General features: G+C 36.9%; 24 protein-coding genes. 12 read left to right on the plus strand and 12 right to left on the minus strand.

From position 1 onward, the window contains the following. The 5 genes from NTY12_04650 to NTY12_04670 all read left to right on the plus strand — a co-directional run bounded on the left by NTY12_04650 (window position 1) and on the right by NTY12_04670 (window position 5,706). Window positions 1–1,029, plus strand: a complete 1,029-nt coding sequence (locus NTY12_04650; protein MCX6793286.1) for a sulfite exporter TauE/SafE family protein — start codon at window positions 1–3, stop codon at window positions 1,027–1,029. A gap of 4 nt (window positions 1,030–1,033) precedes the next feature. Continuing rightward, complete coding sequence (locus NTY12_04655; protein MCX6793287.1) at window positions 1,034–1,450, plus strand: cupredoxin domain-containing protein; 417 nt, start codon at window positions 1,034–1,036, stop codon at window positions 1,448–1,450. 320 nt (window positions 1,451–1,770) lie between these two features. Beyond that, window positions 1,771–4,023, plus strand: coding sequence for an ATP cone domain-containing protein (locus tag NTY12_04660; GenBank protein MCX6793288.1), 2,253 nt, complete (start codon window positions 1,771–1,773; stop codon window positions 4,021–4,023). Between the two features lie 7 nt (window positions 4,024–4,030). After that, window positions 4,031–4,579 carry a cob(I)yrinic acid a,c-diamide adenosyltransferase gene (locus NTY12_04665; GenBank protein MCX6793289.1) on the plus strand — a complete coding sequence of 183 codons (549 nt, stop codon included), beginning with the start codon at window positions 4,031–4,033 and terminating at the stop codon, window positions 4,577–4,579. A 5-nt stretch (window positions 4,580–4,584) separates the two neighbouring features. Continuing rightward, window positions 4,585–5,706: a quinone-dependent dihydroorotate dehydrogenase gene (locus NTY12_04670; GenBank protein ID MCX6793290.1), complete on the plus strand. Its 1,122-nt coding sequence runs from the start codon at window positions 4,585–4,587 to the stop codon at window positions 5,704–5,706. Window positions 5,707–5,745: 39 nt separating this feature from the next. Here NTY12_04670 and NTY12_04675 read toward each other — a convergent pair whose 3' ends face one another. The 3 genes from NTY12_04675 to NTY12_04685 all read right to left on the minus strand — a co-directional run bounded on the left by NTY12_04675 (window position 5,746) and on the right by NTY12_04685 (window position 6,878). Then, complete coding sequence (locus NTY12_04675) at window positions 5,746–6,081, minus strand: hypothetical protein (GenBank protein ID MCX6793291.1); 336 nt, start codon at window positions 6,079–6,081, stop codon at window positions 5,746–5,748. A gap of 101 nt (window positions 6,082–6,182) precedes the next feature. Continuing rightward, window positions 6,183–6,539, minus strand: coding sequence for a hypothetical protein (locus NTY12_04680; GenBank protein MCX6793292.1), 357 nt, complete (start codon window positions 6,537–6,539; stop codon window positions 6,183–6,185). A gap of 33 nt (window positions 6,540–6,572) precedes the next feature. Next, window positions 6,573–6,878: a hypothetical protein gene (locus NTY12_04685; GenBank protein MCX6793293.1), complete on the minus strand. Its 306-nt coding sequence runs from the start codon at window positions 6,876–6,878 to the stop codon at window positions 6,573–6,575. A 109-nt stretch (window positions 6,879–6,987) separates the two neighbouring features. Here NTY12_04685 and NTY12_04690 point away from each other — a divergent pair, with 109 nt between their 5' ends. Both NTY12_04690 and pyk read left to right on the plus strand, forming a co-directional pair. Beyond that, window positions 6,988–7,689: a DNA alkylation repair protein gene (locus NTY12_04690; protein ID MCX6793294.1), complete on the plus strand. Its 702-nt coding sequence runs from the start codon at window positions 6,988–6,990 to the stop codon at window positions 7,687–7,689. 11 nt (window positions 7,690–7,700) lie between these two features. Continuing rightward, complete coding sequence (gene pyk, locus NTY12_04695) at window positions 7,701–8,759, plus strand: pyruvate kinase (GenBank protein ID MCX6793295.1); 1,059 nt, start codon at window positions 7,701–7,703, stop codon at window positions 8,757–8,759. Window positions 8,760–8,808: 49 nt separating this feature from the next. Here pyk and NTY12_04700 read toward each other — a convergent pair whose 3' ends face one another. Further along, on the minus strand, window positions 8,809–9,525 hold the full coding sequence (locus NTY12_04700; GenBank protein MCX6793296.1) for a hypothetical protein: 717 nt from the start codon (window positions 9,523–9,525) through the stop codon (window positions 8,809–8,811). Window positions 9,526–9,681: 156 nt separating this feature from the next. On the opposite strand from NTY12_04700, the gene NTY12_04705 reads away from it, so the two are divergent. Continuing rightward, a complete protein-coding gene (locus NTY12_04705; GenBank protein MCX6793297.1) occupies window positions 9,682–10,419 on the plus strand; it encodes a ZIP family metal transporter in 738 nt (245 codons plus the stop codon). A 6-nt stretch (window positions 10,420–10,425) separates the two neighbouring features. Continuing rightward, window positions 10,426–11,466 (plus strand): glycosyltransferase, encoded by a 1,041-nt coding sequence (locus NTY12_04710; GenBank protein MCX6793298.1) that lies wholly within the window; start codon window positions 10,426–10,428, stop codon window positions 11,464–11,466. A gap of 593 nt (window positions 11,467–12,059) precedes the next feature. Here NTY12_04710 and NTY12_04715 read toward each other — a convergent pair. The 6 genes from NTY12_04715 to NTY12_04740 are packed head-to-tail and all read right to left on the minus strand — an operon-like array spanning window position 12,060 to window position 17,785. Further along, window positions 12,060–13,163, minus strand: a complete 1,104-nt coding sequence (locus NTY12_04715) for a prepilin-type N-terminal cleavage/methylation domain-containing protein (protein MCX6793299.1) — start codon at window positions 13,161–13,163, stop codon at window positions 12,060–12,062. 2 nt (window positions 13,164–13,165) lie between these two features. Beyond that, window positions 13,166–14,248, minus strand: coding sequence for a prepilin-type N-terminal cleavage/methylation domain-containing protein (locus NTY12_04720; protein MCX6793300.1), 1,083 nt, complete (start codon window positions 14,246–14,248; stop codon window positions 13,166–13,168). Beyond that, on the minus strand, window positions 14,232–15,263 hold the full coding sequence (locus NTY12_04725) for a prepilin-type N-terminal cleavage/methylation domain-containing protein (GenBank protein ID MCX6793301.1): 1,032 nt from the start codon (window positions 15,261–15,263) through the stop codon (window positions 14,232–14,234). Before NTY12_04725 ends, NTY12_04720 begins: the two co-directional genes overlap by 17 nt. A gap of 27 nt (window positions 15,264–15,290) precedes the next feature. Next, the gene (locus tag NTY12_04730) at window positions 15,291–17,141 is read right to left on the minus strand and encodes a VanW family protein (protein MCX6793302.1); all 1,851 of its coding nucleotides are present in this window, start codon (window positions 17,139–17,141) and stop codon (window positions 15,291–15,293) included. Next, on the minus strand, window positions 17,134–17,331 hold the full coding sequence (locus NTY12_04735; protein MCX6793303.1) for a hypothetical protein: 198 nt from the start codon (window positions 17,329–17,331) through the stop codon (window positions 17,134–17,136). The genes NTY12_04730 and NTY12_04735 overlap by 8 nt, the downstream gene beginning before the upstream one ends. A gap of 1 nt (window position 17,332) precedes the next feature. Beyond that, window positions 17,333–17,785 carry an Hsp20/alpha crystallin family protein gene (locus tag NTY12_04740; GenBank protein ID MCX6793304.1) on the minus strand — a complete coding sequence of 151 codons (453 nt, stop codon included), beginning with the start codon at window positions 17,783–17,785 and terminating at the stop codon, window positions 17,333–17,335. Window positions 17,786–17,942: 157 nt separating this feature from the next. On the opposite strand from NTY12_04740, the gene NTY12_04745 reads away from it, so the two are divergent. After that, a complete protein-coding gene (locus tag NTY12_04745; protein MCX6793305.1) occupies window positions 17,943–20,984 on the plus strand; it encodes a GspE/PulE family protein in 3,042 nt (1,013 codons plus the stop codon). A gap of 104 nt (window positions 20,985–21,088) precedes the next feature. Then, window positions 21,089–21,571, plus strand: coding sequence for a YfcE family phosphodiesterase (locus NTY12_04750; protein MCX6793306.1), 483 nt, complete (start codon window positions 21,089–21,091; stop codon window positions 21,569–21,571). A 44-nt stretch (window positions 21,572–21,615) separates the two neighbouring features. Here NTY12_04750 and NTY12_04755 read toward each other — a convergent pair whose 3' ends face one another. After that, window positions 21,616–22,587, minus strand: a complete 972-nt coding sequence (locus tag NTY12_04755) for a hypothetical protein (GenBank protein ID MCX6793307.1) — start codon at window positions 22,585–22,587, stop codon at window positions 21,616–21,618. 203 nt (window positions 22,588–22,790) lie between these two features. Here NTY12_04755 and NTY12_04760 point away from each other — a divergent pair, with 203 nt between their 5' ends. After that, complete coding sequence (locus NTY12_04760) at window positions 22,791–23,639, plus strand: hypothetical protein (GenBank protein ID MCX6793308.1); 849 nt, start codon at window positions 22,791–22,793, stop codon at window positions 23,637–23,639. Between the two features lie 6 nt (window positions 23,640–23,645). Here the strand turns inward: NTY12_04760 and uvrA are convergent, their stop codons facing one another. Next, window positions 23,646–26,495: an excinuclease ABC subunit UvrA gene (uvrA, locus tag NTY12_04765; GenBank protein MCX6793309.1), complete on the minus strand. Its 2,850-nt coding sequence runs from the start codon at window positions 26,493–26,495 to the stop codon at window positions 23,646–23,648. Window positions 26,496–26,602: the final 107 nt, after the last annotated feature.

A 26,602-nucleotide genomic window follows, 5' to 3' on the forward strand; every position in this document is an offset into this window, starting at 1 on the left:
ATGGAAAAAAATTATACTTTTTATGTTAAAGGTATGCACTGCCCATCATGTGTAATTTTAACCGAAACAGAAAGCAAGGAAGTGGCGGGCGTTATAGACGCTAAAGCTAGCCTTGATAAAAACACATTAGAAATAAGCGGCGATTTTAGCAATGAAACAATTGCAGAAACTAAAAAACGTCTTAATGAATCATTAACTAAACATGGCTATAGCTTAAGTGATTCACCTGAAGAACAAAACTCCGACAAGTGGGCTGGTTTTAACATTGCTATTCCAACGACAATTTTAATCATTGCTTTATTTATCGCTTTACAAAAACTGGGTTTAGCTAATTTAATTCAAGCCTCAAGTGTTAGCTATAGCACGGCTTTTGTGATTGGTATCGTTGCCTCTCTATCAACCTGTATGGCAGTAGTTGGTGGTTTAGCTCTTTCTCTATCAGCCAGCTTCGCTAAGCAGGGCAATTCAGCCAAGCCGCATATTATGTTTCATGCTGGTCGTTTGATTGGCTTCTTCTTACTTGGTGGTTTAATTGGGGTTTTAGGTGGATCATTTCAACTCGGCGCCTTTGGCACTTCAACACTAAATATAATCATTGCACTAGTCATGCTCGGCCTAGGTATTAATTTATTAAATATTTTTTCCTGGAGTCATCGCTTACAGATTACCATGCCAAAAGGTTTATCTAAAAATCTACTACAACTAAAAAGCCTTAACACAGTTATTACCCCCTTTATCATTGGTGCTGTCACTTTCTTCTTGCCTTGTGGCTTTACTCAATCAATGCAGCTTTACGCTTTATCAACCCACAGCTTTATAAACGGCGCCATGATAATGCTAGTCTTTGCTTTAGGCACCCTACCAATCTTAAGCTTAATCAGCTTTGGCTCTAGAATTGCCGAGAAATTAAAAGCCAATACAAGCACACTCTTCAAAACTATGGGCTTAATTATTATCTGCTTTGCCTTATTTAACATAATAAACAGCCTGGCGGCCCTAGGAATTATTCCGCCAATTTTTAACTTCTAAAAATATGAGCAAAAAGATACTTCTCGTTGTCGGGGGAATCATAATAATCGTTATATTTATTATCGCCTCCTATAATCAAGCGCCAAAAACCGTTAAATACAGCAACAACACCGAGACCATGGTCACAAGCTCAAACGTCAGCACTGAAAATGGCAAACAAGTCATTACAATTGACGTAAAGGGTGGTTATAGTCCTAAGGTGACCAACGCCAAGGCCAATGTGGCAACAATTATCAGAGCTAAAACGAACAGTACTTTTGATTGTTCGTCTGCCTTGCGGATTCCGGCCATTAATTACTCCAAAAACTTGCCACCGAGCGACACAACTGACATTGAAATCCCAAATCAAGCCGCAGGCAGCTCGCTTAAAGGGCTCTGCAGTATGGGAATGTATAGTTTTACTATCAATTTTAGCAGCTAAAACACAGCAGCGAAAACGCCCCTTTAATTAGGGGTGTTTTTTGTCCAAAATGTTTTTAGAAAGGTCAAAATATAGCTTGAATTTACTTAAGAAAAAAATCAACAATACTGTCATTGAAAAAACCTAAGAAAAATAAGGGAAAAAATCGGTCATTTTTCAAAACACCATATATTGGGCAGAGAAAAAGCTGCTGCCACTAGATATAGCGGTCATAGCTATGAATAAAAATTAAACAATGGTCAAGCAAGCTGACTTATCCACTTCTAGTTTCACAAAATCAATGCTATATTTATGAGGCTATAAATAATAATTTTACCCCTATGCTTCACCCCTTCACCCAGGTCCAAAAAAGAGACGGCACACTTGTCGAATTTGATCCCAATAGAATTGAAAGTGCAGTTTTAAAAGGTTTAGAAGAAGCCTCTGAAGGTGGTAAAGATGAAGCGCGTACAATTGCGCGCGCGGTTGCAAAAAATTTAAAGACTTTAGCAAGAAAAAATAAATTTCATAACAACATTCCTGCGGTTGAGCAAATTCAGGACATTGTTGAAATAGAATTAATGCGCGAAGGTTTTACTAAGACCGCCAAAGCTTACATTTTATATCGCAATGAACGAGCTAAGATACGACGCACTGCTCGACCAGTACCTGAGGCCGTTAAAGCGGTTATAAATGACAGTAGTAAGTATTTTAGAAGTTCATATTCTGAATTTATTTTCTATCAAATGTATAGTCGCTGGGTTCCGGAACTAGAACGCCGCGAAACTTGGACTGAGACTGTTAGACGCTACATTGATTTCATGCGCGAGAAGCTTGGTAAAAAAATTACTGACGAAGAATACAATGATTTAGAACAAGCTATTTTAAATCAAGATGTTTGTCCTTCAATGAGATTGCTATGGTCTGCAGGACTAGCTGCAAAAAATTCAAATGTTTGGGCTTACAACTGTTCTTACATCGCGCCGTCTTGTTTTCAAGACTTAGGTGAAATAATGTACATCTTAATGTGCGGCGCCGGTCTTGGTTTTTCAGTTGAGTCAGAAGCGGTTCAAGAATTTCCACAAATCAAAAGACAGAGCAAAGAAAAATTAGAAACTCATGTTGTTGAAGATTCAAAAGAAGGTTGGGCTGATGCTTTTGTTTTAGGTATGAAATCTTGGGCCGATGGAAAAGATATTGAATTTGATTATTCTCGCATTCGTCCAGCTGGTGCACGTTTGAAAACAGCTGGTGGTCGCGCTAGCGGTCCTCAGCCTTTAATTGATTTAATGCGCTTTGCTCGCGCTAAAGTTTTAGCTCGTCAGGGCCGTCGTTTAACCAACATTGACCTACATGACATTATCTGCCAAATCGGCTTAATTGTCGTAGCTGGTGGCGTTAGGCGCAGTGCTCTAATCTCCTTGTCTGATCTAGATGATACAGAGATGCGCGACGCTAAAAAAGGCCAATTCTACTTAACTGAAGGTCAGCGCGTTATGGCTAATAATTCAGTAGTTTATAACGAAAAACCATCAGCCGAAGAGTTTTTGGATGAATGGACAGCTTTAGTAAAATCAAAGTCTGGTGAACGCGGCATCTTCAACCGCGGCGGTTTAGAAAAGCAATTACCAGCTCGTCGTTGGGAAAAACTAAAGGACCAAAAGTTAATTGGTCTAAATCCATGTGGCGAAATTTATTTGCGTTCTAAACAATTTTGTAATTTAACCAGTATTGTTATTCGCCCTGATGACACTAAAGAAACTTTGAAGAAAAAAATGGCTCAAGCCACAATCTTAGGAACTTATCAATCAACCTTAACTGACTTTGGTTATCTTTCAAGTGGCTGGAAGAAAAACTGTGATGAAGAAAGATTACTCGGCGTTTCTCTAACTGGTTACTATGACAATGAAGTAATTAGAAATGATGATGTACTTGATATGTTGCGCGAAGAAGGTATTAGAGTTAATAAAGAATATGCCAAGCGCTTAGACATCAATCAATCAACTGCTATTACTTGCGTTAAGCCACACGGTAACTCAGGACAATTACTTGGCGTTGGTTCTGGTATGCATCCTTGGTTCTCACCATACTTTATTCGTCGTGTTCGTATTTCTCACACTGATCCATTATTGCAATTTGCTCGTGAACAAGGTGTGCCATGTTTACCTGAAGTTGGACAAGCCGTTGAATCAGCTACCACTTTTGTTTTGGAATTCCCAGTCAAGGCTCCAGAGAAAGCAATCTTTAAAGAAAATGTTTCTGCTATTGAATTATTAATTGAGTGGCAAAGACTAAAACAACACTTTGTTGAACACAATCCATCAGCTACTATTTATGTTGGACCAAACGAATGGTTAGAAGTTGCTAACTTTGTCTATCAAAATTGGGATTGGGTTGGTGGTCTATCGTTCTTACCTCGTAGCGATCATGTCTACCAATTAGCGCCCTATGAAGCAATTGATCAAACCGAATATGAACGTCGCAAAGCACAACTAAGCAAACTAGACTTCTCTAATCTTATTCAGTACGAAGCTGGAGACACCACTACTGGCAGCAAAGAATTTGCTTGCGTATCTGGAGCTTGTGAAATTTAATTGTAATATGTTATACACTGGCAAAGGAGATAATGGCACAACCAAAACTCTAAAAACGCCAGAGCGAGTTTTAAAGAGTCATCCTACAATCAAAGCCCTTGGCGCCGTTGACGAACTCAACGCTTGGTTAGGTTTTTGCCGTGCTAAACTTAACACGCAAACATTACCAACATCTATTTGGCCAACAGTGGCCGAAGCCTTATTAGTTGTTCAAGAAAATCTATTCATTATTCAAGGCGAACTAGCTGGCGCTGATTTGTTTATCGAAGAAAAGAAAGTTAAAGACTTAGAGCTAGTAATAAATGAGATAGAAAATATATTGCCGCCAATCAACAGCTTTTTAATTCCAGGACAAAGTGAAAGTAGTGCAATTTGTGATGTTGGCAGAACGATTGCCCGTCGAGCTGAGGGAATGATTATCGACGCCGCACCAGACACAAGCATCAATGAATTTTCTCTAGCTTACATGAACCGCTTATCAAGCTTATTATATGCTCTAGCTCGTTATATGAACGAACAGCAAGACATCGCGGAGCAGGCCCCTACTTATAAATAATATTTATGAAATCAAATTTAGTCCGTTCTATTATTCACGGCTCTTATCTTTTAATCGCTAAGCCAATTTTATTTCAAATTGACCCTGAAACAGTTCACAATCAAGCCTTAATCATAGGACATTGGTTTGGCGCTAAAAATTATCGCCGTAATTTTGTTAAAAACTTATTTAGTTTTGAATCGGTTAGCTTAAAACAAACTATCGCTGGTCTAAATTTTGTAAATCCTGTTGGCTTAGCGGCTGGCTTTGATAAGAACGGAGTTTTAACAGAAGTTATGGAAGGGCTTGGTTTTGGTTTTACTGAAATTGGTTCAATCACAGGCCGTGCTTGCGCTGGTAATGCTAAACCAAGATTGTGGCGTTTTAAAAAATCAAAATCAATTGCCGTTTATTATGGCCTAGCTAACGAAGGAGCAGACAAGGTTGTTGCCCGCGTTAGTAAGAACAAAATAAATATTCCTTTAGGCATAAACATTGCTAAAACCAATGATCATTTAACCGACGATGTAGATGAAGCTACTAAAGATTATTTAGTTGGTTGGCACGAAGCAAGCAAAGCCGCTTCTTATATAACCGTCAATATTTCTTGTCCTAATACTTCTGGCGGTCAGCCTTTTATTGATCCGCTTTTATTAGAAAGATTATTATCAGCCATTGGCAGAGAGAATTCTCAAATGCCGGTCTTTATTAAAATGTCACCAGACTTAGACGAAACTCAGGTTGATAATTTATTAGAAGTTATTGCTCGCCATAGAATTACTGGTTTAATTTGCTCTAATTTAACTCATGAAAAAACTCATTTAACTAAAGAAGAACAGTTGATGGAAACGAAGGGCGGTGTTAGTGGCAAAGGCTTAGAAGAAGAAGCCAACAAACTATTAGCCATGATTTATAAAAAAACCAAGGGTCGTTATACCTTGGTTGGTTGTGGCGGAATCTCTTCGTCCGCTGATGCTTATAAAAAGATCAAATTGGGTGCCTCATTATTGCAGCTTATTACAGGTATGATTTACGAAGGCCCACAATTAATTGGCGAAATAAACTACGGTTTAAACAAACTCTTAAAAGCTGATGGCTATAAAAATATTGCCGAGGCTGTTGGCGCAGATATTAAAAGAGGACTCTAGAAAAAATATTCTAAAGTCCTCGACAATCTCACTTATTTATCAGCTTGCCATTTTTTTATAGGCAAGATACTTGTTATAATTCATATCTTCGTAGACAGGCTCATCATCATCCAGATTGAACATATCTAAGATATAGCATTCACCGCTGTCGTTACAATAGTCAAAATCAATATACTTCGACCAATCAACGCGTTTATCACGCAGAGTTGAATTGGTTTTTGCCGGCTTGTTAGGATTAAGGTCCTTACCAGTGATTGACCTGACATACCTGCCATGACGCTTTTCGAGCTGTTTGGTGCTGAAATGATCCAGCCTTTGGTCTTGATTGTGTTTTATATTTATAGTGCGTGGATCAACTTCGTCGATTCCCGCCATTATAAAATAATGAAAATAATCAGTGAACTTACTTCTACCTCTGAGGCTTGTGATTTTTTTTTCCAAGTTAACAACTCCTTATAATTTTAGGTTAATAAAATTTATTTTACTACTTTTGGAAAATATTTTTTCAATAACTCAACGTCTTTAAATTCGATGTCCTTTGCAACGGCATCATCTAAAGCGTTTACTTCCATTTTCTGCATATCTAAATCTACAGCGAATCCTATAATAAAGAAAAGGCCAAAACCTACTAATATAGCGGACCATGCAAAAGGCACTATTGCTCCACTCATGTTCTTGCCAGCAGCAGCGCATAATATCAAGCCCAATCCAGCTATAACAGCTATAACCAAGCAGAGCGGTCTAAAAAATCTGACAGCCTGAACATGTGGTTCATAATTGCTGCAGATTAAACCTCGGAGAGCGAGGTATTCAGATTTTATTTTTTCTTCCACCTTTTATTCCTTTCTGAATTTATAATGTTTATATTAATTAATTTTTAGGTTTTCTGACTTTTTAAGAAGGGACAACAGAATAATAACCACAATAAATACAATTACTGCGATATTTATATTGAAGGTCCAAAGCAATAAATCAGATTGAACATTAAAACCTTTTAATGTATTGCCGGTGATTTCTAAACTTCCATTTATAAATCCCATAATACTTGTTGCGACTAGTGAGATAATAGCTGCAACAAAAATATTTTTAGCTATTCTTTTCATTTTAATGGTTTTTAAGTTAGTTATCCCTAATCTGCGCCAGATTACGGAAAACCAACCTAATAGAGCCATATTTTTCAAAGATCGCAATTTTGTATTATATCACCTTTATTCAATTCTGTCAATATTAAGCACGAAAGCCCTGTTTTAATTGGCATTTTTACTATATAATAGTACTACTATGATACAGGCTAAAGACGTAATAACTGAGGCTAAGAAAAAAGCTAACAAAGAAAAAACCGCTATTTTAGGGCGATTTTTTAAGACTGGGCCAGGACAATACGGCGCCGGTGACGTTTTTTGGGGCTTAACAGTCCCCCAATCAAGAACTATTGCTAAAAAATATAGCGATCTTAGTTTAATTGAAATTAAAAAATTATTAGAATCTCCGGTACATGAAATTCGTTTAATTGCATTACTGATTTTAGTTGAACAATTTACTAAGGGCGATGTATTAAAGCAAAGAGCCATTACTAATTTTTATCTAAAAAATACTAAATATATCAATAACTGGGATTTAGTAGATTTAAGCGCTAGCAAAATTCTTGGTAGCTGGTTAATCGACAAAGACACGGCCATACTATATAAACTTATTAAGTCAGATAATCTATGGGAGCGCCGCATTGCAATTGTGGCAACCTACGCTTTTATAAAAGCTGATAGTTTTAAACACACCCTTTCTTTAGCCGAAAAATTATTAAACGATAAACATGATTTAATGCATAAAGCCGCTGGTTGGATGCTTAGAGAAATGGGCAAACGATCAATCAATGACTTAAAGGTATTTTTAAAAAATTATACTCGACGGATGCCGCGTACAATGTTAAGATATGCTATTGAGAAGTTTCCTGAAATTGAACGACAAAAATATTTAAAAAAATAAAATAATATATTATGCATACAAAAATAATAGCCACACTTGGACCATCATCTAATAAATACGAAATGATGCGCTCGCTAGCTAAAGCGGGCGTTAATATATTCCGCCTTAATTTTTCACATGCTGATGAAAAACAATTCTTCACCGTTAAAAAGCAGCTAAGTAACATTAAATCGGAAACCGGCTTAACAGTTAAATTAATCCAAGACTTACAAGGCCCTCGTATTCGTATCGGCTTACTTAGTCATGAAGTTGAAATGAAGGATGGCGAAACTTATGTTTTTGTTTATGGAAAAAAATCTAGCATTGATAATTTAGAAATACCAATTGACCGTAAGAGTTTATTTAATGAAGTAAAAGTTGGTCATCCCTTATTTTTAAGTAATGGCGCCATTGAATTAAAAGTTCTTAAAATCGCTAACAAAAAAATCTACGCTCAAGTTGAACGCGGCGGCCTTCTCACTTCTCGTAAAGGCATTAACTTACCAAAAACTAACTTAAAGCAAGGCGGACTAACTCCCAAGGATATTAAAGACGCTATCTTTGGCGCTAAGCACGGCGTTGATTTTATAGCCCTATCATTTGTGCAATCTAAGGCTGATGTTATTAAGTTAAAAAAACTTTTGCTTAGCTTAAAACTAAAAACAATGCCGCAAATCATTGCTAAAATTGAACGCGCTACAGCCCTACCTTTAGTTGATGAAATCATTAAAGAAGCCGATGGTATAATGGTGGCACGCGGTGATCTTGGTATTGAATGCCCTCTAGAAGATTTACCTATAATTCAAAAGAATCTTATTCGTCATGCCCATTGGCATGATAAGCCAGCCATAGTGGCCACGGAAATGTTAACTTCAATGATGGAGCACCAAAGGCCGACTCGCGCCGAAGTTGGTGATATTGCCAATGCTATTTTTGATGGCGCTGATGCAGTCATGTTATCTGATGAAACTGCAGCCGGAAAATATCCATTAGAAGCGGTTTCTATGATGAGAAAGGTTATTAAACGCACTGACGACTATTTTAATAATCGAAACTATTTTGAAAATCAAGAAATAATATATAAAAAATAGCTTCAGTCTAAACAGCAGACCGAAGCTATGGGAGGTATTTACAGACTATCTAAAGATCAATGTCCAAAGAGAAAGACATGGCAATTGATCTTTCTTTTGGAAGATTATTTACTATTGCATGAGGCATGGCAAATAATTTTTCAGAGAAAAGCTCTGCCTTCTTTCCTAGAAAGGCGGTGACTTTATTTTCAGGACTAACGAATTCAATATTAAAATTTTTCCCAAACCTGAAACCAGAAAAACTATCATGCAACTGCAAAGTTATGAACCCAGGATCTTCGTGTGGTTCAATCAAGTCGTTAAACTTAAGGTCCGGATACTTTACCAAACGTAAAACGTGATTTTTTTCCGCTGCCACGATAGATCGTTTAATGTCAGAAAAGTTTTTCTCTAAAGAAAAGCATAGTCCCTCGGCAATGAGCAATGAACACTGAAAGCAACTTTCTCGCAAGCTTTTAAGATCCATCAACCATTGCTCATATTTTTTATAAGCAAGTCCATTGTTTTTAGACAATCTTCTTAAACCCGTTTTCTCGATGAAAGTTTCCATGCCTTCATCCCGTCGTCCACAAGCCTTATAACCGATGTTTTTATCAAAGTCGTCCAAGTCTACACCCCAGAGCTCTTTGTAGAAATGCGGTTCATTAAGAAAATTGTCAAAACCTATTAGCACTCGCGACAGAGTGTGCCCCTCATATAAATCGGGGTAAGAAACGCCGGCATAAATTAACCCTTCAGCGGTAATAATGGAGTTCGGTTTACTCAATAATAGACCTCAACTTTCTTTTTATTTTTTATTTAATTCACAAATTATTATAGAACGATACTGAATCAAATCATATTAAGCTACTTTTGTCAATAATCGACATATAATATAGGTTATATCAAGTGAATACTGTATAATTATAAGGCAATAAACACTATGCTTCTATATTCAATCATTGCCACATTAGTCGTTTCATTAATCTCTTTTGTCGGCCTGTTTAGTCTCTCAAGCTCAGAAGAAGGCTTTAAAAAAATAGCTTTCTTTTTGGTCAGCCTAGCGGCCGGCACAATGGTTGGCGATGTTTTTATTCATTTATTACCAGAACTAGCTAACAACAAAACTACAAATCCTTGGCCATGGATAATGGTTGGAATTGGTTTATTTTTTATCTTAGAGAAATTTATTCATTGGCGTCATTGTCATTTTCCAACCACAGAGCATCATCCTCATCCCGTTGGTTTAATGAATTTGATTGGTGGTGGCTTTCATAACTTTTTTGACGGGCTTTTGATTGCTGCTTCTTTTGTAGTTAGTTTTCCACTTGGTTTAACCACAACTCTCGCAGTTATCTTTCATGAAATTCCACGCGAGATTGGTGACTTTGGAATATTAATTCATGCTGGCTATACTAGAAAAAAAGCTTTGCTATTTAATTTTTTTAGCGCTTTGGCTGCGGTGCTTGGAACGGTTGTCTTATTTTCTTTTGGTCAAACCGCAATGAACCTAAGTGCCTTCTTGGTTCCAATAACGGCCGGCGGTTTTATCTATATTGCGGTGTCTGATTTATTACCAGAACTTCATAAAGAAACTCGCTGGCTCTGGTCCCTTGGTCAATTAATATTTTTAACCTTAGGCGTTGGCATAATGTATCTTCTTAAAATATATTTTTCATAAAAACATATGGCACGAATTATTTACGGAGTTTCAGGACAAGGTTTTGGTCATGCTGCTCGCAGTTATGAGACATTAACACACTTAGAAAAGCAGGGGCATAAAGTTATTGTTTTAAGCTACAACCAAGGTGCTAAATTTTTGAAAAAATATTTTAAGGTAATAAATATTCCTGGCTTTGGTTTAAATTATAAAAACAATAAAGTTGTCTATTGGCGCACGGTTTATGATAATGCTAAAACTCTAATTACTGAATCAAAAAATTGGCCAAAGATTCTGAAAAAAGTTAAAGCCTTTAAGCCAGACTTAGTAATCACTGATTTTGAGCCTTTATCGGCCAACTTAGCGCATTTAGAAAGATTACCCTTGATTTCGCTTGATAATCAACACCAGCTAACTAATACTAAAATATCTGTTCCTAAAAAATATCTGCGTGATTTCATTACTGACTCACTAGTTGTTAAAAGTATGGTTTGGGGAGCAAATTATTATTTAATAACCAGTTTCTTTAAAACTAAAATTACAAAACCGAAAACATTTATTTTCCCAGCTATTGTCAGAGGTCCCATCGCTAGATTAAAGCCGAGCACTAAAGATTTTATTTTTGTTTATCAAAATTCCAGTTTTGATTCATTGGTAAATGAACTAAGAAAAATTAAAAAAGAAAAGTTTGTCATCTACCGTAATGTAACCGGCAATATAACAATCGATAATGTTACTATCAAGGACTTCACGCATGACAATCTAGATGATATGAAAAACTGTAAAGCCATTATTGGGACTGCTGGCTTGAGCTTAATTTCAGAAGCTTTATGGCTAAAGAAACCTTACTTTGCTATTCCGGTTGCTCATCAAGTCGAACAAACACTTAATGCTATCAATATAAAGAAGATGGGTTATGGTGATTGGGCAGAGGATTTAACAGCTAAAAACTGCGCTGACTTTATAAAAAATATACCGAAATATAGAAAAAACCTTAATAAAACTAAGGCGGCCGATAGCTCAGAGTTGTACAAAAAGCTTGATAGTATCATTTCCTCCCTGGTGTAAAACCAGTGCATATCATGGGGAAAATCAGCCTTAGGGCTGATTTTTTTAACTAATTTTAGCCAAATAAATTTAGCGGCTTGAATACACCCTTGACAAGATCTTTTATGTATGATAGACTCTGTTATTGCCCTATCAAAGCTTTTTAGGGCCATTTAACAATAAGGTCGCTTGTAGCGGGCTAGGCACGACAAGCATGGGGATTTCTTCGTCAGCAACAATCCGGTTCCGACTAGATTCTTTCTGATGAAAATTTCTTGCCTACCCGCTTCAATCGAACTTTTGTTTGAGAGACTAAAACACCCCGTCATATGACGGGGTGTTTTTTGTTGCTCTGCCCTACCCCCAACCCCTCCCCATCCGCCGATTCGGCGGACAGGGAGGGGTGACTTGTATTTACGTAAACACTGGTACGGATAAATTTAATGGACTAAGAACTATTAAGGTCTTAGAAGAGTCAAGGGGTTTGGGGGTTGAATTGAGCGCCGTGATTGGTGATATATAAGGTGAACAAAGTAATAGCGAATTGAAGCCCCCAAAACTTTTGTTGCTTTTGGTTACAAAAGCAAGCCCTAGCGGCAGCGTTAAAAATAAAACTACTTTGTAGAATTATAAAGTGCTAAAACTTCGAACGCTGATATAGCACGATTATAAAGGCGAGCATCATCAATTAATCCTTTCAACATATTTGCATTGCCTTGTCCGTCTCTTCCTATAAATAAAGGTAAATTATTATTTGCATTCATTAAATTAAAAGCTGTAGGCGGTGTTCTAAGTTGTCCATCAACATAAAAAAGAAATTGATTATTAGTTTGATTATAAACTTGAGTATAAAAATGCCATTCACTAATAGGACTAAGCGCGCCATAATTGACACTTTGATTTATTCCGGCGCATGGAGCCCCCCAGCAACCCATTCCACCTACGTAAGCATTTCCAATATCCAGCTCTCCCCAAAATCCATAATAAGCATTACTTGATGGCTCATAACCTTTCTCGAAGATAAAGTTTCTAGAATTTTGAGGAGAACTCAATTTAACCCAGGCAGACCAGCTAAAATTATTCTGTCCAAAATCAATCGTTACGTTGTCTGGCACTAAAACTGAATCATCGGTCCCATTAAACTGTCCGGCGTAAGCGCCGGTTTTACCAGCCACATAATGAGCACCTGTTCCGTACCAAGTTCCATTATTATTATTTCCAGAAGAATCAATTGCTGCATTCCCTATTCCTTCATCAAACTTCCACCAACCAACGAGTCCTGGCGCAGTGCCTACGCCTGTACTAGAGCTTGAATTAATACCAGCCGGGGTTGAGCTAACATTATTACCAAGACAAAAGTTAAGACTATAGTTTGTGTTATCTGGAGTAGACGCGTAAGTATAATTGTTGTCTCCGCAACCTGAGTCATTTCTAGGTGTAGGGTTATTAGGAATACTAGCCATATATGTTTTAGTACCATCCGGAGACGTTAAAGCATTGCCTGGCGTTATAATTGTTGGATAAGAATTATAATCAGAATAATATAATTCTAGGGCCGTAGATATTTGTTTTATATCAGCTACTCTCTTACTATCTCTAGCTTTAGCTCTGGCATTGCCTAAGGCAATGATTGCCATGGTAGATAAAACACCAATTATCGCGATGACAACCAGAAGTTCGATTAATGTAAATCCTTTTTTATTATTACAAATATACATAATTAATCTTTGAGACAGCGAACAGATCTTCCATATGCTTTATCATGTGCATTACGATAAATTCCTGAATAGCCATCATACACCCCACGATAATAAGCAGAGGCGGGTCCTTGTGTGGCACCCCAAAAAGTAAGGTAAGTATTTAAATAAACAAATGATCCATCGGGATAACGAAAGCCAACAAGCACACCATTAAACCCAGTATCTCCGCCAACCTTTAATCTAAGATCTTCATTATGAGATCCTCTAAACTCATAAGCATTTGCCTCTGCCGCACTTAAACCAAGGTACATATCTAAAACTTTGAGCTCGTTGTCTGTTGGAATATGCCAAGCATCAGGACAAATACCCTTATGTGGACTTGTAACCTGAGCTGAGCAATCTACGGTTGCACAAGATATAGGAAGGTTCATAGCCTCTGACCACTGATAAAAAGTTCCGCCAGTATTACAACTAGACAAATTATTGTTATAACAATATTTTTCTATTTTTGTGTCATCGCTTGGATTTGTAACACAATAAATTCCGGGGGCGCCGGCGCACAATTGTGTTGTTCCGGTGTTAATGTTTTGTTTAGTCCAACACTGAGTTCCTATTTGCACTGTGTCATATTGATTGCCTTCAACGTCAGATATTTTTTGGCCGCAACTAAAAAGACCATTAGGAGAATAAGATGCTACCCCGGTATTAATATTATTGGAACCAGATCCTAAACAAGTAGAAATAGAAAAGAGTGAATTATTACCATTAACTGAATAAGAATAATCACCAGCACCGCAACTTCCATCATTTCTCGGTGTTGGATTAGTTGGTATCTTGCCCATGTATGTTTTAGTACCATCAGCAGATGCTAAAGCATTACCTGGTGTTATGATTGTCGGATAATAACCATAGTCTGCGTAATATAATTCTAGAGCAGTAGAAATTTGCTTTATATCCGCCACTCTTTTACTATCTCTAGCTTTAGCTCTGGCATTACCTAGGGCTATTATAGCCATGGTAGAGAGCACGCCAATGATAGCTATTACTACGAGTAGCTCAATTAAAGTGAAACCAAATTTTAGTTTTTTATTTTGTGGCGTCATAAATTGTCTGAATTTCAGAGTTAGAAAGCATGCGATTATATACGCGTAGATCATCTATAAGCCCGTTCATTGGCCAAACTGATGGGACATATGTACCAATATATATTCCCGCTCCAGACGGCGTTTGATCAGTATCTGTAATCAAGCCTTGTGACTGCATGTCATAAAAAAATTCAGCTTCATTGGTTCTATAACGCACTACCATAAAATGCCAACTATCTCCAGAAGTAGTTAATAGACCCTGAAATGAGGGCGAATAACTAGAGTTAAGCCATACAACATATGCGCTCTCTGAAATATTTACAAGTAGAGTTCCAAGTCGAAGAGGACTGCCACTAAAGGGAATAGCTGCTGCTCTTTTTACCCAAAAAGTTATTGTACCACTCGCAGGCAGTTGAGAACCAGCAGAATATGCATAATCGTTCACACCGTTAAATCGTGCGGCTGATCCGCCAACCTTACCAGTCGCATATCTTACGGTTGATGTTCCATACCAAGTTGCATTATTGTTATTGCCACTTGAATCGTAAGTAGTTGCCCCCGCCCCCTCATCAAAAGACCAATATCCCACTAAACCATCCATCGTTCCTAAATCCCTTACGCCATTAGAGCTCATTAATTTACCTCCTGAGAGAAGATTACCAACTGAATTACCCGTGCAATAAATTATAGTGTAGTTACTCCCGCTACTTAAATAATTATAATTTACATCAGGGCAGTTGCCGTCATTCCGCGGAGCTGGATTATTAGGCACATTCCCCATATATATAATTAACCCATCTGGTGATTTAATGCTTTGTCCGGGCGTAATAATAGTCGGATAAGTTCCGTTATCTGAAAAATATAATTCTAAAGCCGTGCTTATTTGTTTTATATCGGCCACTCTTTTGCTATCTCTAGCTTTAGCTCTAGCATTACCTAAAGCAATTATTGCCATAGTCGATAAAACACCGATTATTGCGATGACAACCAAAAGCTCTATTAAAGTAAAACCTTTAGACCTTAACTGGGCCATATAAAAATAAATAGTTTATTTCCTGATCTAATTTGCTACAGGTGAAACAACAGGGCTGACTGTTGGTGTAACAACTGGAGGAATAATAGTGTCAGGTAATTTTTTTGCGCCGACCAAGCACACAGCTTGCCAGGGTACGTAATGAGAAGAAAATCTAACGGCTTTTTCTTCGCCGCTCGGATAAGTAACCTTATAGTCAAAATATGCATCAGCTCCGTTGTGAGCTTTTTCAGTACACTTCTTTTCTCCTTCTTTTAGAGTAGTTGTTTCAATGGTTTTTGTTGGAGCAGGCGCGACAATGTTATAAATAACCGGCTTGCCAATATTTATTTGGCGACCGTCTTTTGTTCCCCAAAAATCAAAGATTGCTTGATTGCCGACGATGCGTGTTTGAATAAGAATATATTTACCAGTGTCATTAACAAAGCGATAATCAGGTGCTGGGTCATAAATCGTGGCGTCGGTCCCGGCTGGTTCATAATAAACCACTCGGTAGGAATGATTACGGCGCTGTGTTACCGGCAATCCACTATTAAAAGTTGTTCTAAATAAAGTCGTACCAATCTGACATAAACCTCCACCAAATTCAGGGATAGTTTTGTTTTCTTTAATTACTAATTCTTGTAAATAACCCGTGCTGCCATCAATTCTACCCAAAGCTCTTAACAGAGAAAATTCTTCACCTGGTTTAATTAATAAGCCATTCAAAGCGGCTGCTCCGACTTTAATATTGTGGCGACGATTAGCCGGGGAGCCAGCGAAGTTAGAAATACCCGTTCCAATTATTTCTTTTAAACCTAATTCTTCAGCATTAACATCATTAGCACCGGCTGGTGTTTTGTTAACGCTTATTTCAATTGTAGCTGGTTTTTCTTTTGGCCAAGCCGCGATCGACGCCGCAGTTTTATCAAGATCAATCGCCACACCTTCTGCACCAGCCTGCCAAACTGAAGCACGTCCACTAGTCATTGATAAGCGAGCTTGAACCGGATCATGATTTACCTTTGGAACAATTTCGTCGGTTAAAAACTGTTTGATTTTTTCCTGATCTAAAATTACCTCAACGTTATTATCTACCTTAGAAAAAGCTAGCCACTGACTAGCTTTTTTTGTATCTAGATCCCAAGAGTTAGTCTCATAAACTAACTTAGTTTTAGGAAAGACTAAAAAGGCTTCAACGGCTGATAAATTAGCTTGTACATCAGCTTCCAAAACAGTTGGCTCAACGACCCTAGACTCTATAATAATCGGATCAACCTTAACTAAATGCAATTGATTAATAATGTCAGAAGCGGCCTTATCATAATTTAATAAAATACCAGTTTTTTCTTTAACAATAGTTGTCTGACCTTTGGAAATATTAACGCTAGCATTAGTTGGTTTATTTTCTTGGTCAGAAAAATCTTTTTTAAGTTGAGCAACAATTGCTTCGCGATCAACCGTCATAGAAATATCAATTGAATTACCAAAAAAATATGAATTAACTTTTTGCCAAGCATTAAGCAATTCATTATTTGAGTGACCAATAAGAAAGGCGTTATTGAGCGTACTATTTGAATCCAAAAAAACTAAAGGCTGAAAAGAATCGGGGCTTAAAATATTTTTTTGTGCGGCAATGTTGACGGTTTTTTGATTGAACTTAACTGGAATTCCGTCGTCGAGTTTACCAAGAATTTCTTGTAGTACTGGCTGAGCCTCAGCAATTGTTTTCCCGCCCAAAGAAACTCCGGCAACTTTCACGCCTGGAGCAATCCGAGCTTGATACTGTTCATTAAAATACCAACCCGTTATAACGATAATAAAAATAAGAGATACAAAAACAGCCGCTGAAATAAGCAGCCAGGCTGGAAAACTTTTTATTGTCTTATTATTAGTCATTGTTAGAAAGTAACTCATTAAGAGTTTCTCGTGCCAATTTATCTGGCTCTAGGGCGCAAGAAACATAAACTACCTGATCAATTTTTGCATCAGGTAACATCGCCTTAGGAATTATGATTCTAGTTTTTGTCTCAGTTTCTAGATTTAATTCCTGATCATCAATTTCGCGAACAAAGGCTTTTATTTCCATATTAGGCTTTAGAACCGGATTCTTTAACTCTAATTTTAGTATGCTTAGAACGTTTTACTTTAGGTAGAACAACCGTCAAAACACCATTATGCAAAGATGCCATAACCTTATCACCACGCACTTCAACCGGTAGAACAATAGAACGAGAAAAACGACCCCAATAACATTCACGGTACAGGTAAGCATCAGAGGCAACCTCTTCGTCAAGTTCACGCTTGCCACGTATAGTTAACATATCATCAACTAAAGATACCTCAACGTCTTTGCTGGTAGCGCCAGCAATAGTTGATTTAACAATTAAATCATCGTCAGTTTGATAGATATCAACTGAAAGCTGGCCTTCTTCTTCGCCAAAATTCAGCCAATTGTGTTCGCCGTCGTTAGCTCCGTCATGTAAAATCAATGGTGTGGCCGGAGGCATTTTTTGTCCCAAAAGATGGAATAATTTTTTCATACAGTAAAAAGGGTTGCACCGAGGGTGCAGGAAAACTTTAAATACTCAATAATTATACCATAAAATATTCAATTAACATAATTGAAGAAAGGTCTTTCTCGTGGTACACTAATAGAGCAATTTATAGTTAAATGTTTTTAATCAAGGCTCTTTTCTTATGAGTGACGACATGCAATCAATTGACGATTTAATCCATTCAAGCGGTACTGAAAAACCTCTAGATGAAGACACGCTTGAGGGTAAATTTGCCAAAAAACAAAACGAAATAAAACTTAAAGATTTGGAAAGATTAACCAATGCCCGCGCCCTAAGTGCTGGCGTGCTTTATATTGACCTAGCCGGCTTCCCGATTAGCCAAGAAGCACTATCTTTAATTGATGAAAAAGAAGCAAATGAAAAATCAGTTGTTTGTTTTTACTTTGATGGTAAAAAAATTAGATTAGCCGCCCTTGATCCATTATCACAAAACGTTCAGGCTAAGCTAAAAGAATTACAAGACAAGTTTTTCATACAAAACGGTGAAATCTATCTAGTTTCTTCACACAGCATGGATCATGCTCTTTGGTTATACAAGAGTTTACCTAAAATCAAAGCTGTTATTGAGGCTGTTGAAGTTAAAGCTGAAGACCTTATCAAGTTTAAAGAAGAATTAAAGGATTACAAATCACTTGGCGAAAAAATAAATAAAGTCAGCATGAGCGATGTTATTGTTTTAATAATTGCTGCTGCCTTAAAAGTTGGCTCAAGCGATGTGCACATTGAAGCTGAAGAACAAGGCGTGGTTATTCGCTTGCGTGTTGACGGAGTTTTACAAGAAGCCGCTGTAATGGATAGAGAAAAATGGCATCGCGTTATCTCACGCTTAAAAGCTTTATCAAGAGTAAAAATTAACATTGATGACAAACCACAGGATGGTCGTTTTGACATAAACACAGCTGATGAAAAAATTGCCGTTCGTTCTTCTTTCTTGCCAACCGCTTTTGGAGAAAGCGTTGTTATGCGTTTACTACGCTCAAGTTCGATTAGTTTAAGCTTTGAAGCCCTTGGTTTAATGCCTCGTGTTTATGAAGTTTTGCAAAACGAAGTAGACAAGCCAAATGGTTTAGTTTTAGTGACTGGTCCTACGGGTTCTGGTAAAACCACTACGCTTTACGCCATGATTAACCGCTTAAATAAGCCTGGTACTAAGATTATTACCCTTGAAGATCCTGTTGAATATGAGCTGGCTGGCATTAACCAAAGCCAAATTGACGAAAGCAAAGGCTATAACTTTGCTTCTGGCTTGAGGTCAGTCTTGCGCCAAGACCCTGACATTGTCATGGTTGGTGAAACACGTGACCTAGAAACCGCTGAAATCGCCGTTAGAGCTGCTTTAACCGGCCACTTGGTCTTATCAACACTACACACGAACGACGCCGCAGGAGTGATTCCTCGTCTCTTGGACCTAGGCGTTCAACCTTATCTTTTGTCACCAGCTTTAAACGTTATTGTTGGTCAGCGCTTAGTTAGAAAGCTTTGCCTAAAGTGTAAGGCTGAACAAACTATTGCCAAAGAAGATGAAGAAAAGATAAAAAAAATTCTGGCTGTTATAAGTCCACGCGCTAACGTTGACGTACCAAAAGAATTACCAAAAGTTTATAAAGCTGTTGGCTGTGAAGCTTGTAACAACCTAGGTTACAAAGGACGTATTGGTATTTATGAAGTCATGACAATTGATCAAGCCATCAAAGAGTTAACTGCACAAAATGCGGCTAGCTTTAAAATTCTAGAACAAGCGATTGAAAACGGCATGGTCACAATGTTACAAGATGGTATCTTAAAAGTTTTGGACGGTGTTACCTCTTTAGAAGAAGTATATGAGGCGGCTGGTAAAATGGAATACATCGACAAGCTTTATGATATCGTTGTTTCAAAAACTATTGGTCGTGGTCTTAAGTTGACCGAAGAAAACATGGTTGAAGGAACTGACTTAATTAAAAACATCGGTGAGGATAATGGAAAATTATTAGAAGCTCATCACACCAATGAAATTATAAATATTGTCATGGCCGGCGGAATTAAAGCTGAGGCAGGTGACGTTCACATTGATCCTAGCGAAGACGGTGTTAAAATCCGCTATCGTATTGACGGCATTTTGCATGACATAGCATCCTTAGGACGCGAGCACTATATTCCATTGCTATCTGAAATTAAAAATACAGCTGGCTTTGCTTCAAACATCAAGAAGCCAACTTACGACGGTCGCTTTACAATTTATGGACCTGACTTAAAAATTGATTGTCGTATTTCTATTATTGCCGGTGGTTATGGAGAAACAGCTGTTATTCGTTTGCTATCATCTCAAGCCAAGAGCCTGGAGATGGAAAAACTCGGCATCGGTAACGTCTCCCTAAAAATTATTAATAACTCCATTACTAAAACCAAGGGCGTAATCTTAACAACCGGTCCAACTGGTTCTGGTAAAACTACAACCCTCTATAGCCTGTTAAATAAATTAAACAATTCCAGCGTTAAGATTATTACGATTGAAGATCCGATTGAATATAATCTTGAAGGCGTGATGCAAACTCAAGTTAATACTGAAGAAGGCTATACTTTTGCTGCTGCCTTGCGCAGCTTAATGCGTCAGAATCCAAACATTATCATGGTTGGTGAAATTCGTGATGAAGAAACTGCCAAAGTTGCTATTGAAGCCGCTTTAACCGGTCACTTGGTTTTGTCCACAATTCACGCCAACAGCGCCGCGGGTGCTATTTCTCGCTTTGTTGGTTTAGGCGTAGACAAGGCACTATTATCTAGCTCTATTGAATGTTCAATTGGTCAGCGCTTAGTTAGAAAACTCTGCCCAGCTTGTAAAACAAAAGATGCTATTAGTCCTGAGATGGAAAAGAAAATAAAAGACATTCTTGATCGTATTCAACCATTAAGTGGCGTTGAAGTTCCAAAAGATTATAATCTCTATAAAGCCGTTGGTTGTGATGCTTGTGGTAAGATTGGCTACAAGGGCCGAATTGGTATTTACGAAGCTATTGCTATGACTTCTGATATGCAGAAGTTAATCCAAACTCCAACCGTAACTGAAACAGAAATTGAAGACCTAGCTCTAAAACAAGGTTCAATCTTAATGACTCAAGACGGCATTCTAAAAGCTTTGGCCGGAGAAACGACATTAGACGAAGTTTTCCGCGTTGCCGCTTAATTGTCTGAACCACAGATTACGCTGATAAGCAGATTAACACAGATATTATTTATCTGTGAGCATCAATAAATCTGTGTCATCTGCGGTTCTGACAATGTACTAATATGAAAATTGCCATTATCTCCGATGTGCACGATAACACTCCTTATTTAAGGAGTTTTTTCGCTGCCGAAAAATTTGCTGTTTTATTAATCTGTGGTGATGTAGGCAATATAGATACAATCAATTTAATTGCAGAATTATTTTCAGGTAAAATTTATTTTGTCTTTGGTAATGCTGATACTTTTGATAAAAAAGATATTCCAAAAAATATTATTAACCTAGGAGAATCAGGAATCATAGAATTAGATCACAAAAAAATTGGTCTCTGTCATGAACCACGTAAAATTGTAGAGACACGCCATGGCGTGTCTCTACTCAAACAAAAACCACAGATTATTTTTTATGGCCACACGCACAAACCCTGGCTCGAAGAAAAGGAAAATGTTTTATTAATTAATCCAGGCAGCCTAGGACAAACACCATCGACTTACGCGGTATGGGATACAGGGCGGGCGACGCCGGAACTAATTAGAACAGAGATTTAAAATAAAAAAGCAAAATCCACCATGGATTCTGCTTTAAAAAACATTCAACTCATCAATATACCGTAGTCTTTTTCTATTTGTCTTTGAAATTTATTATTAGTTAGTATTGATATTGCCCCAGACCACAATCCAAGACCATCTTTATTAAGATCAAGTTTTTCAATTTCTTTAGTTAACCGATCTTTTTCTGATCTAAGAAAAGCCAACATAGTTTGCACTATCCCTTGATCTTTTAAGCAGTTATATACTGAAAAATAAAAATTATCCTCAGGATAAGCTCTATTCTTAGCACTATCAACTATTTTAGTAAAAAGATCCGGATTATTCTTCTCTGTAAATCTCAGTAATAACCAAATTGGATAAGTAAGCCTATCGGTTCTAATGTCGATAAAATAATCTTTTTGAGGTCTTTTCTCAGTAGTAAATACCAGATTATTAGGAATCATAAAATCAGATAAATCTCCGTTAATTTGTACGCCTCGACCAAATTCCATGCCTACCTTAAAAATACTACTCGCAAGTACTTTATCGATCTTTACATTAAAATAATCTATTACTAATTCAAAACAATAAGCATATAAAGCTCCAACGTCAGGAATGCAATGATTATCACTATAGCTTTTCCAAAAAACTTGTTCATCGCGCATATTTTCCCAATTTGTAATACGAAGATCCTTTTCTACGGTTAAGCAACCAAAAATCCCCCAACGATATAATTCTAAATATCTTTTTAACATATTACTTGGAAGAAAATTAGTTACTTCGGTTAATAAATACTGACTAGTAATTAAATTGATGTTTTCTTCATATTTAGTTTCTGAATCATTGTTTTTATCATCGGTCACCCAGTTAAATCCATATTCTGACCAAATAAGTAGCTCTGGAACAGCTGCCAATCTCAATAACTCATTAAAATATTTTTCTACATCTATCCCAAATAACATAGCGGCGATAAATACTTGAGTTACTCGTTGATGAGCCGTACCTAGTTTCTTTCTAAGAAATTTTTTATACAAAAATCGCAAAGTATCAACATCCGATCGACTATCTATTTCTTTTATTATGAAATCATCAAATTTTCTACCAAGGTATTTATTAAAACCATGGTATTTGTCTAAATTTTTTCTGCTCATTTTATTTTTCCTTTTATTTAATTTTTAAAGAATATCTCAATATACAATGCCCTTGACAAATATTCAAAAAAGATTATAATAATAGTATGCTAGTAAACAAAAAGTTTACAATAATACCATTTGCCTCTTCCCTACAAGAAGAGCTATTAGACATTCTTAGCACCGGACCAATAAATGGCACGGATCTTTTATTACAAATTTCCAAAAAAATACCTATTAGTAAACAGGGGTTATATAAAGCTTTGCGCCAGCTCTTACAAGAAGAGATAGTAATAAAAGAAAAGACATTATTCTCTTTAAACAAAGTCTGGCTATCACGTTTTAAAAACTTTATAGAAAGTAGTGAACAAAATTATGGTCTTATTTTACCTATACTAAATAAGGCTAATAATCAAAGAAAGGTTATTACTTTTAAAAATACAGAGGCCCTTGATATTTATTGGGGACATTTATTTTTGTCTTTAGCTGAAACATTTAAAAATAAGCCATTTTTCTTTTTTAATCATCATAGTTTATTTATTCATGAACGACCGCAGTCTGAATTATATTTATTTGAAATATCTATTAAAAATAAATTAAAAATAGCTCTGACTTTAGGAAATGACACGCCAGCAGCTCAAAAATTAAAAAGAAACTTTAGTAGAGACAATTTTCAAATTGCTATAGATGATAAGTTATCAGTTATTAGAACTGATAACTTCTGTATTATAGATGATTATTTTATAACAACCCGCTATAGTGAAAAAACAACCAAAGAAATAGATTTATTATTTAAAAAAACTTCTTCATTTGGCGAAGAAGAAAAAAAAGAATTACATCGTATATTAGCTAATTGTAAAAATCCTAAAATAATAATTACTAAAAATAAAAAAAAGGCGAAAACATGGAAACGCCGCTTGGCTAAAAATTTTGTCTTTAAAAAATCTGAGTTATAAAAAAATTTACATCAATCCCACCAAATATTTCCCCGTATAACTTCTCTTATTTTTCGCTACTTCTTTCGGCGTCCCCAAGGCGACTACTTCACCGCCCTTATTACCGCCTTCAGGGCCGAGGTCAATAATCCAATCAACTGACTTAATTACATCTAAGTTATGCTCAATAATCATAACCGTGTTACCACGATCAACTAAGCGTTGCAAAATAGTTAGCAAGCGACGAATATCTTCAAAGTGTAGACCGGTGGTTGGTTCATCTAAAATATATAAAGTCTGACCAGTTGGACGACGTGATAGTTCAGTGGCTAATTTAATACGCTGCGCTTCACCGCCTGATAAAGTCGTGGCTGATTGGCCGAGTTTAATATAGCCTAAGCCAACTTCGAATAGAGTGGCTAGCTTTTGATGGATTAAAGGAATATGTTTGAAAAAGGCCATGGCTTCTTCAACTGTCATATTCAAAACATCAGAAATATTTTTGCCCTTATAATGAATTTCTAAAACTTCTCTCTGATAACGCTGACCATGGCAAACATCACATTCAACATAAACATCAGGCAAAAATTGCATTTCAATTTTAATTATTCCATCGCCCGAGCAAGATTCGCAGCGACCACCAACCACGTTAAAAGAAAAACGACCTGGTTGATAACCTCTAATTTTTGCTTCAGGCAGTGCCGAAAATAAATCTCTGATTGGTGTAAACAAACCAGTATAAGTTGCGGCATTAGAACGCGGCGTTCTACCAATTGGTGACTGATCAATATCAATTACTTTATCTAATTGCTCTAAGCCTTCAATGTGATCGTGTTTACCAGGCATGTCTTTAGCATGGTAAAACTTTTTATTCAAAGCCTTAGCTAAAATATCAGTCACTAAAGTTGATTTTCCAGAACCAGACACACCGGTAATCGCTACTAATTTCCCAAGTGGAATTTCAACATTAATATTTTTTAAATTGTGTTCAATCGCACCTATGATTTTTATAGCATGTCCGTTACCAGCGCGATACTTACTTGGTACTGGAATTGATTTTTTACCTGACAAATATTGACCAGTCAAAGACTTGGTTGATTTCTTTATTTCGGCTGGAGTTCCAGCAGCCACAATTGTTCCGCCGTGTTCACCAGCGCCAGGCCCAATGTCAATAATATAATCACTAGCTTCCATAGTGGCAGCATCGTGTTCAACGACGATTACAGTATTACCTAAATCTCGCAAATCTTTTAAAGTTTCAATTAACTTATCATTATCTCTTTGGTGTAAACCAATTGATGGTTCATCTAAAATATATAAAACGCCCATTAGAGCTGAGCCAATTTGAGTGGCCAATCTAATACGTTGTGCCTCACCACCTGACAATGATCCAGCACTGCGTGACAAAGTTAAATAATCTAGGCCCACATTAAGTAAGAAATTAAGGCGCATTTTAATTTCTTTAACAATCTGAATCGAGATTTTTTTCTCGCGCGCTGTTAAGTCTTTATTAGCATCAAGCGCCACGAAAAAGTCTCTAGCTTCTTCAATTGATTTAACCGTTACTTCGTGAATTGAATGCCCCGCGACCTTAACCGCTAAACTTTCAGCCTTAAGCCTTTGTCCATCACAGGCCGGACAAATAAGAATTCTCATATAACTTTCAATTTCTTTGCGAATATAGTCTGACTCAGTTTGCTCATAGCGGCGCATCAAATTAGGCACAATGCCTTCAAAGCTGGTCGTATCTTTTGGAGTCGTACCATGGAGAATCATGCCGCGCTGCTTGGCGTTTAATTCACTAATTGGAGTATTAAGATCAAAGCCATAATCCTGAGCCGCTAAACCTAATTGGCGCGACAACCACATCTGGCCATTAATATTATTATGCACCCAAGGTTTAATGCCGCCTTGAGCTATAGTTAATCTTTCATTGAAAACTAATTCTGGATCAACTTCTAATTTTGTACCAAGACCTGAACAATCGGCACAGGCGCCGTGAGGAGAGTTAAAAGAAAAGTGATGTGGCTCTGGTTCCATGATTGTTAAACCACAATTTGGACATGCTAAAAGACGAGAAAATATTTTTAAAGCTTCTTTTTTAACTTGCCAAATATACATTATGCCCTCGCCTAAATCAAGTGATTTTTCAACTGCTTCAGTTAAACGAGAAACATCGGACTTATCTTTATTAACCGTCACGCGATCAACTACAATTTCTAAACTATGACGTTTTTGTTTATCAACATTCAAATCTTCAAACTCTTCTAAGGAATAAATCGTACCATCAAAACGCACGCGACCAAAACCAGCGCGCTTAATACTTGGCACAACTGATTTGTGTTCACCTTTTTTATCTTTAATAATTGGTGCCAAAATAATTACTTCTTCATCAAGACAAAGATCAATCATCTGATGAATAATTTCATCAATTGAATATGGCTTAACTTTTAAATGACAATTTGGACAATGTGGAATACCAATACGAGCAAACAACAAACGCAGATAATCATAAATCTCAGTTACGGTTCCAACGGTAGAGCGGGGATTATGTGAAGTTGATTTTTGGTCAATTGAAATTGCTGGCGACAAACCTTCAATCAAATCAACATCAGGTTTATCAATCAAGCCAACAAACTGACGAGCATAAGCTGATAAAGATTCAACATAGCGACGTTGACCTTCAGCATAAATAGTATCAAAAGCGAGGGATGATTTACCTGAACCAGACAAACCAGTAATAACTACTAATTTGTCTCGTGGAATATCAATACTGATATTTTTTAGGTTGTGAACCCTGGCGCCTTGAACCCGAATAAGATTTTTTGAGATCTCTCGTGAACTTTTCTTGCTATTCTTAGGAGGGGTATTTGTCATAGGAAAATAAATCTTCCTTATTATACACGAAAACACCGCTTGGCGCAAGGGTCTTAAGCCCTTAAAAGACCTTGTTTTTTTTAAATAATATGCTATGATTGTCACAT

Source organism: Candidatus Falkowbacteria bacterium, assembly GCA_026396835.1.
Taxonomy (GTDB): domain Bacteria; phylum Patescibacteriota; class Patescibacteriia; order Patescibacteriales; family Patescibacteriaceae; genus Patescibacterium.